The sequence below is a fragment of the Shewanella holmiensis genome (assembly GCF_025370255.1).
In the GTDB taxonomy this organism is placed as follows: domain Bacteria; phylum Pseudomonadota; class Gammaproteobacteria; order Enterobacterales; family Shewanellaceae; genus Shewanella; species Shewanella holmiensis.
Genome location: NZ_JAMTCD010000026.1, coordinates 40,622 through 51,614, shown reverse-complemented (window position 1 = coordinate 51,614; position 10,993 = coordinate 40,622). Strand labels below are relative to the sequence as shown.

10 protein-coding genes are annotated in these 10,993 nt (G+C 39.6%); 5 read left to right on the top strand and 5 right to left on the bottom strand.

All coding sequences use genetic code 11. The annotated features are described in order from the left end of the window. Positions 1 to 559 precede the first annotated feature (559 nt). The gene (locus NE535_RS16130; protein WP_261299628.1) at positions 560 to 1,429 is read right to left on the bottom strand and encodes a flagellar protein MotY; all 870 of its coding nucleotides are present in this window, start codon (positions 1,427 to 1,429) and stop codon (positions 560 to 562) included. A gap of 185 nt (positions 1,430 to 1,614) precedes the next feature. Here NE535_RS16130 and rnt point away from each other — a divergent pair, with 185 nt between their 5' ends. Further along, positions 1,615 to 2,298, top strand: coding sequence for a ribonuclease T (gene rnt, locus NE535_RS16125; RefSeq protein ID WP_261299625.1), 684 nt, complete (start codon positions 1,615 to 1,617; stop codon positions 2,296 to 2,298). Positions 2,299 to 2,375: 77 nt separating this feature from the next. On the opposite strand, the gene NE535_RS16120 is transcribed toward rnt, so the two are convergent. Next, on the bottom strand, positions 2,376 to 2,981 hold the full coding sequence (locus tag NE535_RS16120) for a peroxiredoxin (protein ID WP_261299624.1): 606 nt from the start codon (positions 2,979 to 2,981) through the stop codon (positions 2,376 to 2,378). A gap of 380 nt (positions 2,982 to 3,361) precedes the next feature. On the opposite strand from NE535_RS16120, the gene NE535_RS16115 reads away from it, so the two are divergent. Beyond that, a complete protein-coding gene (locus tag NE535_RS16115; RefSeq protein ID WP_261299623.1) occupies positions 3,362 to 4,687 on the top strand; it encodes a Na+/H+ antiporter family protein in 1,326 nt (441 codons plus the stop codon). Between the two features lie 103 nt (positions 4,688 to 4,790). On the opposite strand, the gene upp is transcribed toward NE535_RS16115, so the two are convergent. Beyond that, on the bottom strand, positions 4,791 to 5,417 hold the full coding sequence (gene upp, locus NE535_RS16110; protein ID WP_261299622.1) for a uracil phosphoribosyltransferase: 627 nt from the start codon (positions 5,415 to 5,417) through the stop codon (positions 4,791 to 4,793). A gap of 238 nt (positions 5,418 to 5,655) precedes the next feature. Here upp and purM point away from each other — a divergent pair, with 238 nt between their 5' ends. Further along, positions 5,656 to 6,693 (top strand): phosphoribosylformylglycinamidine cyclo-ligase, encoded by a 1,038-nt coding sequence (purM, locus tag NE535_RS16105; protein WP_261299621.1) that lies wholly within the window; start codon positions 5,656 to 5,658, stop codon positions 6,691 to 6,693. After that, positions 6,693 to 7,337 (top strand): phosphoribosylglycinamide formyltransferase, encoded by a 645-nt coding sequence (gene purN, locus NE535_RS16100; protein ID WP_261299620.1) that lies wholly within the window; start codon positions 6,693 to 6,695, stop codon positions 7,335 to 7,337. The genes purM and purN overlap by 1 nt, the downstream gene beginning before the upstream one ends. A gap of 64 nt (positions 7,338 to 7,401) precedes the next feature. Here purN and cysB read toward each other — a convergent pair whose 3' ends face one another. After that, positions 7,402 to 8,376 carry an HTH-type transcriptional regulator CysB gene (gene cysB, locus NE535_RS16095; protein ID WP_261299619.1) on the bottom strand — a complete coding sequence of 325 codons (975 nt, stop codon included), beginning with the start codon at positions 8,374 to 8,376 and terminating at the stop codon, positions 7,402 to 7,404. A gap of 432 nt (positions 8,377 to 8,808) precedes the next feature. On the opposite strand from cysB, the gene NE535_RS16090 reads away from it, so the two are divergent. Next, on the top strand, positions 8,809 to 9,591 hold the full coding sequence (locus NE535_RS16090) for a hypothetical protein (protein ID WP_261299618.1): 783 nt from the start codon (positions 8,809 to 8,811) through the stop codon (positions 9,589 to 9,591). 123 nt (positions 9,592 to 9,714) lie between these two features. Here NE535_RS16090 and trhO read toward each other — a convergent pair whose 3' ends face one another. Next, positions 9,715 to 10,728, bottom strand: a complete 1,014-nt coding sequence (gene trhO, locus NE535_RS16085; protein ID WP_261299617.1) for an oxygen-dependent tRNA uridine(34) hydroxylase TrhO — start codon at positions 10,726 to 10,728, stop codon at positions 9,715 to 9,717. Positions 10,729 to 10,993 lie beyond the last annotated feature (265 nt).

Sequence of the window (10,993 nt, the reverse complement as noted above, 5' to 3'; positions counted from 1 at the left end):
CGCCAGCTCTATTAATCTAAGTTAACTATTATAATAAAACTCCAACTTTTGGTTAAGTTAGGTCCTGTTTATAGCCAAACAGAATAAAAATTATTATTGCCATTGGGCAAATGAGTTGGCTTATAAGATAGAGTCTCGAGGTTTATTAACAATTACATTTGCTCGACAATGCAACTTATCCGAGTACTTATGCATAAAAATGTCATATATTGCCCTAAAGCACTCGTATCAGTGGTTAAACGTTATTTTCAACATTTATAAAAACAACCAATTCATTAGTAAAACTAATCCTTAAACGAAGTTTTTTTAGTTTGTCAATCTAGAGCATAAAATCTATTATAGCCTTGTTTTCAGGACATCAGTTTGATGTAGAAAACAATGAACTTCTAATTAGTGTTTGTGAAACATTAATTTATCCCAGTTCTTATGCTTGACTTCCTTCCTTCAATTTGTTGATTGCAAATTATTTAGCCCACTCGGTTTGAGTGGGTTTTTTTTATCTTCAAAAAACAAAAAGCCTGAATATAATTCAGGCTTTGAAATCTCAACTTAAATATTTTTATATTGGCTTAGTGATCTTGATAACAACTCTGCGGTTAACCTGGCGCTCTGAAGCCAAATCATTACCCGTTACATGGCGTTTTTCACCATGGCCTTCTGTAATAATCCTATCTTGAGCAATGCCGCTAGCAACCAATAAGTCTTTAACGGAATCAGCACGTTTGTCTGATACCTTTTGATTAATTGAACGACCACCATAGCTATCAGTATAAGCATTCACAACAACCAGCTCGACCTCAGGGTCAAATGATAAATACTCTTGAACTTTCTTCAATTGATACTTTGAGAACCGTGTCAGTTCGGTTCCGCCATCTTGGTAGTTCAATACAGTGAAGGCGATGTCATCAAAGCTATAGGGAAGTAAATTAGCTAGACATGATCGAAACTCTCTATATTTACCAGCAAAGTTTGCTGCCGAAATACCAACAGCAACCCTCTGTGATGCATCATACCAGTCTGAATAGTAAAACGTTGGCTCCCTTCCCTGACTTAATTCGTTAAGCATGGTCCAAGCTGCTTTTTTAGGTACTTCGCCATTAAATTGTTTTTGATATTTTAGCGCGGTAATTTCTTTTGCGGCATCACCTGGGCGCCATTGAGGGGCGCGACTCATTAACTTAGCATTCGTTACGGCATCCGGTTTGGCCCACATATCAAGGGTGAATAACAAATTTAAATCCTTTCCTGCTTTGCTTGAAAAAACCGCCTTGCCATAGTCAGGTATGTCGTGCTCTAAACGACACTCTATGGGAGAGTTCTCACCAACGCGCCAAGCAGAGTTGTCTAGTGAGGCAACATAATGACGCAAGTCAGCACTTGCTGAAGTGCTGATGCACAAACTTGATATTAACAACAAATTACGCCACATGATGCCACCTAATAAATCCATCCTGTTTTCTATATCGGCGTTAGAATAATTTTCTTAAGCTTAATTTAGCGAGGATACGAGCATCTTGTTGCCGTTTGGGTATAATACTCGGCCTAAAAGCTGCTAGGGTTCTATTTTCATCTTTATAATTGCAGCATTCAAGTTTAACAGGGTAATAGAATTTCATGAGTGACATCTGCGACAGCAACAAATTTAAACATCGTTTCCGTGGATACTTTCCCATTGTTATCGACGTTGAAACGGCAGGTTTCAATGCCAAAACAGATGCGCTATTAGAAATAGCCGTCACCATGCTAAAAATGGATGACCAAGGCTATTTGAGTTTGGATAAAACGTTACACTTTAATATTGAGCCTTTTGAAGGTGCTAATCTTGAACCTGAAGCATTAGCATTTAATGGAATTGATCCCACAAACCCTCTACGTGGTGCTGTCGACGAAAAGACTGCGTTTTTAGAAATATTTAAAGAAGTCAAAAAAGCACAAAAAGCGGTTGGCTGCCACAGAAGCATTGTGGTTGCACATAATGCAGCGTTTGACCTTGGTTTTGTTAATCAGTGTATTGAACGTAATGGTTTAAAACGCTCTCCTTTTCACCCTTTTGCCAGCTTTGATACTGCTTCATTAGCTGGATTAGCGATTGGTCATACAGTATTGGCTAAAGCATGTAAAATGGCCGGCATCGACTTTGATAACAAAGAAGCCCATTCTGCTTTGTATGACACAGAAAGAACGGCTGAATTATTTTGCTATATCGTTAATCGCTGGAAAGCGTTAGGTGGATGGCCAATTCCGTCATTGGCTGACAGTGATACTGAAGAAGGTTCAGAACAAACCGACACAGAATAAATTTGTTAATTTAGCAGTTTTATGACTGACAAATAAAAAAAGCTGCCTAGGCAGCTTTTTTACACTCACAAGTTAAATTATAGCTTGTCAGAGTTATCTTTTAAGTAGGCAGCAACACCATCAGTGCTTGCAGTCATACCTTTGTCGCCTTTAGACCAACCAGCTGGACATACTTCACCGTGCTCTTCGTGGAACTGCAGCGCATCGATCATACGTAGCATTTCGTCAACATTACGGCCTAATGGTAAATCGTTAACCACTTGGTGACGTACTTGACCTTCTTTGTCTACAAGGAAAGAACCACGGAATGCAACGCCCGCTTCTGGATGCTCAACATCATAAGCTTTACAAATTTCATGCTTAACGTCAGCAACTAGAGTGTATTTAACTTGGCCAATACCACCCTTTTCTACTGGAGTGTTACGCCATGCGTTATGGGTAAATTGTGAGTCAATAGACACACCGATAACTTCAACGCCACGCTTAGTGAACTCTTCCATACGGTGATCAAAAGCAATTAGCTCTGATGGACATACGAAAGTGAAATCTAAAGGATAGAAAAAGATCACTGTTGGCTTACCTTTAATCGCAGTTGCAAGATTAAAGTTATCAACAATTTCACCAGAACCTAAAACAGCAGCTGCAGTAAAATCTGGGGCTGGACGGCCTACTAATACGCTCATTTTATATCTCCATTAATGGCTTGATTAAAACATAAGGGAAGGTGCTGAGCACCATCATTCCGTAATGTGCTATACCATACCTTTTATTTGTGTCTGATATAAGCGTTTTTGAATGAAATTTGTTTTACCTGCTGAAAAACCCTGCACTGCAGCCCTACTCTTTATAGGGATTTTAGCATTCTAAGATAAATAACAATTGGCGTAGAATACGAGTGCTATGCAACAAACTGGTTACACAGAATGATACAAGAAAGAAAAACTGCGATTACATCCGCTTTTGTAAAGCATAAAAAATAGCAAAACAATAGGCATTACTGGACAAGACAAACAAATAACGTCATAAATAAACGTCTTATAAATATAAATAGATTGATTTTGATATGAATGCTGTTGTTATTGCCGTTTGCTTGATGCTTGCATTAAGTTTTGCTCGAATAAATGTTGTTATCGCACTGACGATCAGTGCATTAGTAGCAGGCTTAGTCGGTGGGCTTGATTTAAACCAAACCATTGCGGCTTTTAATGATGGTCTAGGCGGCGGAGCACAAATAGCATTAAGCTATGCCTTGCTCGGCGCTTTTGCTGCAGCGTTATCACATTCAGGATTGACCACGTTAATTTCTCACTCCATCATCAAAAAGCTAGGTAAAGAACCTAACAGCACCAATACTAATGTGGTGAGATGGACGCTATTAGTCACCATACTTGCAATGGCGGTTTCTTCACAAAACTTGCTGCCAATTCATATTGCATTCATTCCCATTCTTATTCCGCCACTATTACATGTGTTGTCGACGTTAAAAATTGATAGAAGGCTTATTGCCTGTTTGCTGACCTTCGGTTTAGTCACCACTTATATGATTTTGCCAATTGGTTTTGGTGGGATCTTTTTGAACGATATCTTGCTGGCAAACCTAAATAATAATGGTTTAGAAGCTGTTCATACTCAAATCCCTAAAGCCATGTTACTTCCAGCGCTTGGCATGGTATGTGGTCTACTGTTTGCCGTGTTTGTAAGTTATCGTAAACCGCGTGAGTATCAAATCATCGCTCCGCAACTGAGTAATGCAACAACAGAGCCCGGAATAAATCGTAAAAGTATTGTCATTTCAATCATCGCCATTTTGGCGACGTTAATAGTGCAACTTCAAACTAATTCGATGATTTTTGGCGCGCTAGCGGGTTTCATCATTTTCCGGTTTTCGGGAATTATCAAACGCAGCATAGGACAGGACTTGTTTAATCAAGGAGTCCATATGATGGCCAATATTGGTTTTATCATGATCGCAGCGGCAGGGTTTGCTGCGGTATTAAAGTCAACGGGGGAAGTCAGCACATTAGTGGCATCTTTAGGGGATATCATTGGTAATAATAAAGCACTAGCGGCAATATTAATGCTAGTTGTCGGATTACTGATCACCATGGGTATTGGCTCATCGTTCTCAACCATTCCGATTATCGCCACTATATATGTCCCTTTAGCCCTGAGTTTTGGTTTTTCAATTCCTGCCACTATTGCCCTTGTGGGAACAGCCGCGGCATTGGGGGATGCGGGCTCACCTGCATCGGATTCTACCTTAGGCCCTACTGCAGGTTTGAATGCGGATGGACAGCATGATCATATTCGTGACAGCGTTATCCCAACATTTATGCATTATAACATTCCCTTATTAGGCTTTGGTTGGTTGGCGGCAATGGTGCTTTAAGCTGATGTAGTGAAGCTATTGAATTGATGAAAGTATAAAAACTGGCAATAATAATGGGAACTTACGTTCCCATTTTTATTGCTGAACAATATTGATATCTAAATTATTTAGTACCAAAAATTTTATCACCGGCATCGCCAAGGCCAGGTAAAATATAGCCTTGCTCATTTAAGCATTTATCAATGGCTGCGGTGTACAGTTCAATATCTGGATGCGCAGCTTCTAATGCTTTAATTCCTTCAGGCGCGGCAACAAGCACTAATGCTTTAATTGACGTACAGCCACGTGCTTTTAATAAGTCGATGGTTGAGATCATTGAACCACCCGTTGCCAACATCGGGTCAACGACTAATGCAATTCGCTCATCAACATTGCTAACCAACTTCTCAAAGTACGGTACCGGCTCAAGAGTTTTCTCGTCACGGTAAATACCAACAACAGAAATACGTGCACTTGGAATATGCTCTAACACACCGTCCATCATGCCTAAACCTGCACGTAAAATGGGCACTACAGTGACCTTTTTACCTTTAATTTGATCGACTTCTACTGGGCCATTCCAACCATCGATAGTGACCTTTTCGGTTTCAAAGTCAGCAGTAGCTTCATAGGTCAACAAACTGCCAACTTCTGTCGCCAATTCACGAAAACGTTTAGTACTGATATCAGCTTCGCGCATCAATCCTACTTTATGACGAATTAGAGGGTGTTTTACTTCAACGACTTTCATTTTCTCTCCCAGCTTTGTCTATTTACAGCCAAATTTAACAAATGTTAGTGCATTTGTCCCCGCTATAAAACATAAAGTTTCATAAATGCTGTAAATCGTGAGCTAAGCCAATAAAAATAGAACAATTTGGTGTTTTATATGGCGGATAAAGCCAAATCATGGCTTTCGACAAGCGGCACAAGCTGGTAGAATACCGCCGCATAAAATTCCTTAAACGATGTACCCGAGAGGATCCTCCGTGAGCACTCCTACACCATTAAGTTACAAAGACGCCGGCGTTGATATCGATGCAGGTAACGCATTAGTTAATAACATAAAATCTGCCGTAAAACGCACCCGTCGTCCAGAAGTTATGGGCAATTTAGGTGGTTTTGGCGCATTATGTGAATTACCAACTAAATATAAACATCCTGTACTTGTTTCTGGTACTGACGGTGTTGGCACCAAACTTAGACTGGCGATTGATCATAAGAAACATGACACAGTCGGTATAGACCTTGTGGCCATGTGTGTTAATGATTTAATTGTTTCGGGTGCAGAACCTTTATTCTTCTTAGATTATTACGCTACCGGCAAGTTAGATGTTGAAACGGCTACCTCAGTTGTTAACGGCATTGCTGAAGGATGTTTCCAATCAGGTTGTGCGTTAATTGGCGGCGAAACAGCTGAAATGCCAGGAATGTATGAAGGCGAAGATTACGATCTTGCAGGCTTCTGTGTTGGTGTTGCAGAGAAAGCTGACATTATTGACGGAACTAAAGTTAAAGCAGGCGACTCTTTAATTGCCCTTGGTTCAAGCGGCCCGCACTCAAATGGTTATTCGCTTATCCGTAAAGTATTAGAAGTAAGCAAAGCAGATCCTAAGCAAGATCTTAATGGTAAGCCGTTAATCGATCATTTACTTGAGCCAACAAAAATTTATGTAAAGTCATTACTCAAGTTACTTGAGCAAACTGAAGTACATGCAATGGCACATATTACAGGCGGCGGTTTCTGGGAAAACATCCCTCGCGTATTACCTGAAAACTGTAAAGCAGTTGTGAAAGGTGATTCTTGGAACTGGCCAGTAGTATTTGAATGGTTAATGACCAACGGTAACATCGCCAAGCGTGAAATGTACCTAACGTTTAACTGTGGTGTGGGTATGGTTATTGCGCTTCCTTCAGACAAGGTTGATGCTGCATTAGCGTTATTAACTGCTGAAGGTGAAAATGCTTGGTTAATCGGTGAAATTGCAGAGCGCAGTAACGATGAAGAGCAAGTGGAGATTATCTAATGTCTGCAAGCTGCCGCGTAGTGGTGTTAATTTCAGGTAACGGTAGTAATCTACAAGCTATTTTAGACGGTTGTGATGACAACCTAAACGCTGAAGTAGTTGGCGTTATCAGTAACAAACCTGACGCCTATGGCTTAGTTCGCGCTCATCATAGTGAAATTGATACCAGTTGTGTCATTGCTCGCAAAGGTGAACAACGCGAAGACTTTGATGCTCGCTTAATCAATGCGATTGAAAAGTATCAGCCTGACTTGATCGTGCTTGCCGGCTTTATGCGGATTTTATCCGATAAGTTTGTTAGCAAATACTTAGGTAAAATGATTAATATTCACCCATCATTATTACCCAAGTATACTGGGCTAAATACTCATCAACGTGCAATTGATGCCAAAGATACAGAACACGGTGCCAGTGTGCACTTTGTGATCCCTGAGTTAGATGCTGGCCCCGTTATTTTACAAGCCAAAGTGCCTGTTTATCCTGAGGATGATGCAGAAACATTAGCCCAAAGAGTGCATGAACAAGAACATGCTATCTATCCTCTGGTAGTAAAGTGGTTCAGCTTAGGGCGATTATCAATGAACAATAATCAAGCGTTTCTTGATGGTTGTGTGATTGGTGAAAGCGGTTACGCCCCAGATTAATCTTGTAGATATACAAAAAATCACGCCTAGGCGTGATTTTTTTTGCTTCCGATGTGATCAGAAATCAGCGAACAGGTAATTTCATATCGGCAAACATTTCATCAATAAGTTGCTGGTCACGTAAAGCGACCGCATTTTCAACAACCGTTCTTGTTAAATGAGGAGCGAAATGCAGCATAAAATCATACATGTAACCACGTAAAAAGCTACCCCGTCTAAAACCTATTTTTGTGGTGCTATGCGCAAATAGATGGCTTGCATCTATTGCGACTAAATCTTTATCAATATTGGCATCTATGGCCATAGATGCTATGACCCCTACCCCTAACCCCAAACGAACATAGGTTTTTAATACATCAGCACTTGTAGCACTAAACACCACTCGAGGGTCTAAGTTAGCGCGATTGAATGATTTTTCAATTTCTGAAGCTTTATCAAAACCAAAAACATAGGTAACTAACGGATACTTTGCCAGCTCTTCAATACTCGGTTTGACGATATTGGCTAATGGATGATCACGAGTAACAACAATCGAGCGATTCCAGTGATAACATGGCAACATAATTAAATCGGTGTAAAGGTGCATTGCTTCTGTCGCAATCGCAAAGTCTGCATAACCTCGCGCAGCTTGCTCACTGATCTGACTTGGCGTGCCCTGGTGCATGTGCAAGTTAACTTTTGGATAGCGCTTAATAAACTCTTGAATGATATTAGGTAATGCATAACGCGCTTGTGTATCAGTAGTGGCAATATTTAACTCGCCTTGATTCGGTTTGGTATATTCTTCGGAAACTTTTTTAATACTCTCAACTTTACTCAAAATATCGTTAGCTATTTCGATAACCTGTTGTCCCGCTGGCGTGACATGCGTCAGGTGTTTACCACTACGACCAAATATTTGAATGCCAAGTTCATCTTCAAGCATTCTAACCTGTTTACTGATACCAGGTTGTGAGGTATACAAGTTTTCTGCCGTAGTCGACACATTAAGATTATGTTTTACCACTTCGGCAATGTATCTAAGTTGCTGTAGCTTCATGGCATATTTCCTTGCGGTTTAAATTGAAGAGTTAACATCAATGGTACAAAGCTGTGTTCACCACTGCATATCTATAACTATTTGTTATACTTAACTGCAAATGTAATCCAATATGGAATATATGACAAGTGAAAACAATTAACTTTAACAGCTTAAGGTACGAAAATTTGCAGTCAAAAAGAGCAGACAAGTTCATATAATTAGAAAAATACCGACTGATTTATTCTTTATGTTATTTCTGACATTATTTTTCTCATTAAAATGACTTAGTTTTCAACGACAGTCGACATAACTTACGCTAAGATATAAAGTAATTTTGGTTTTGCTATTCACCTATAATGTAAACATGATTATAAAACCGAAATAAGTTTGTGTTGCTGGGCATTATTTTTAATGCGACACCTGCAATTACTATGACCATACGGAAAACCTATGTCCTTAATTCTCATATTACTGCTGATTGGCGCTTTACTACTGCTAATAATTGGCTTCAGCATTATTCAACAACAAAAAGAACGAGCTGAAGCAGAACGCAGACTAGAAGCATCACGTCAAAGAGCCATTATAGATGAAACTGAGGCTGTATTAGCCAACACGGCTATGGCTTCATGTTCAAGCCATATCACTCTAATTTTATATAAACGTATTCAAGAAGCACTAGAACAATCAATATCCTATTCCTCAGGACAAGTGCTTAACGATTATCAGCGCCGTCTAGGTGACTTAAAAGCGCAAGTGAGTAACATGATGGGGGCTCCTGCGCAGGTACCGTCGGTTGAAAACTTTCGGTTACCTGACAATGACCGTCAAGTATTAGAATTAGTTAAAACCCTGAAAAAACTCAAAGCAATTTTACGTGCCGAGCACAATAAGGGAAAAGTAGATTCAGTTATTTTCAGTAGCGAAGAAAGCCGTATCGACAGTTTACAACAACGAATTAACGTTGAGTCAATGATATCTCGTGCTAGAGCAGCATGTTATATGAAGCAATACGGTTCAAGTAAACAAATGGTAACTAAAGCACTGTCTACATTACATTTAATCAAAGCACAAACACCAAACGATCCTTTTATCACTCGTAAGGTTGACGAAGCTAAACAATTACTTGATGAAATAATGGGCGCACAAAAAAGCTCTGGCCCCAATGTTTCTCAACCCAAGAAAAATGATGAAGACGATCTTGATATGTTGTTTCAACCCAAAAAGAAGTGGTAATTGGTTATGCTTGCGACATAAAAAAGCCTCAATTAATGAGGCTTTTTTTGTAGTACTTCATCAGCATAACACCCAACACAATTTCAAGACTTATGCTGACAGATAACATGTTAATCAATATATCTAACTGCGTTTTTTAGCTTCTTGCGCTTTTTTCAAGGCTTCTTTTTTCTGTCTTCGTTGTTCAATCACTTGATTGACATCACTGCCTATATGAGCTTCACCACGCTGCTGAGCAAGTTGAACCTGACGTTCACGTTCAATAAACCGCTGACGCTGTTCGTCAGATATTTTATCAATACAATGCGGGCAACTAATCCCTTGTACATATGCTGGCGAATTTTTTTCCGCTTCAGTAATGGGCATACGACAAGCATTACATTGATCGTACTGACCTTTTTCTAGTGCATGATTTACTGCAACTCGGTTATCAAATACGAAACATTCACCTTTCCACAAACTCTCTTCAGGCTGAACTTCTTCTAAGTACTTAAGAATACCGCCTTCTAAATGGTAAACCTCTTCAAAGCCTTGTTCTTTTAAATAGGCAGTTGATTTCTCACAACGAATGCCGCCGGTGCAAAACATGGCCACTTTTTTGTGTTTTGCAGGATCTAAGTTTTGTTTTACGTATTCAGGAAACTCACGAAATGTTTCGGTAACTGGATTGACTGCATGTTCAAAGGTACCAATTTGCACTTCATAATCGTTACGAGTATCAACCAATAACACATCAGGATCTGAAATTAATGCATTCCAATCTTTGGGTTTAACGTAGGTACCTACCACTTTACGAGGGTCGATACCCTCAATACCCATAGTCACAATCTCTTTTTTCAGCTTCACTTTGGTGCGATAGAATGGCATTTCATCATCAAAGGATAATTTAGTGACAATATTGTCTAAACCAGGTTGAACATCTAACCAAGCTAATAAAGCCTCGATACCAGCCTTGCTGCTTGCTACAGTGCCATTTATGCCTTCGCTAGCAAGTAACAAGGTTCCTTTCACTTCATGCTGTTCCATCACGTTAAGTAACGGCTGCCTGATTGCTTCAAAATCGGGTAAGGCAACAAACTTATAAAGTGCACATACTGCAAATGTGGATGATGGGGGTATTGATGTATTCGTTGACATGATCTCTCCGCTGGCTGGAACTTAATTTCCAGTGCATATTACTGGCACACAAATGTGAGCTATAGCTAAAAAACGGCCGAAATTATAACTAAATCACACCCAAATAACAGTTTTTAATCTCTCTATAGGATTTTAAATGCCATTTATCATCAAAAATAATTTTTTTACGGTAAAATCACCTTCGTTTTACTGATGCAAAAATGCTTCGAAATATTGAAGTTATTGCCGTTTGCCTTTTATTCATGCAATGACACTACAGATAAAG

Excerpts from the sequence above, each read along its gene's own strand:
- purN (WP_261299620.1), top strand. The coding sequence starts at position 6,693 with ATGTCTGCAAGCTGCCGCGTAGTGGTGTTAATTTCAGGTAACGGTAGT.
- cysB (WP_261299619.1), bottom strand. The coding sequence starts at position 8,376 with ATGAAGCTACAGCAACTTAGATACATTGCCGAAGTGGTAAAACATAAT.
- upp (WP_261299622.1), bottom strand. The coding sequence starts at position 5,417 with ATGAAAGTCGTTGAAGTAAAACACCCTCTAATTCGTCATAAAGTAGGA.
- NE535_RS16090 (WP_261299618.1), top strand. The coding sequence starts at position 8,809 with ATGTCCTTAATTCTCATATTACTGCTGATTGGCGCTTTACTACTGCTA.
- trhO (WP_261299617.1), bottom strand. The coding sequence starts at position 10,728 with ATGTCAACGAATACATCAATACCCCCATCATCCACATTTGCAGTATGT.
- rnt (WP_261299625.1), top strand. The coding sequence starts at position 1,615 with ATGAGTGACATCTGCGACAGCAACAAATTTAAACATCGTTTCCGTGGA.
- NE535_RS16115 (WP_261299623.1), top strand. The coding sequence starts at position 3,362 with ATGAATGCTGTTGTTATTGCCGTTTGCTTGATGCTTGCATTAAGTTTT.
- NE535_RS16120 (WP_261299624.1), bottom strand. The coding sequence starts at position 2,981 with ATGAGCGTATTAGTAGGCCGTCCAGCCCCAGATTTTACTGCAGCTGCT.
- NE535_RS16130 (WP_261299628.1), bottom strand. The coding sequence starts at position 1,429 with ATGTGGCGTAATTTGTTGTTAATATCAAGTTTGTGCATCAGCACTTCA.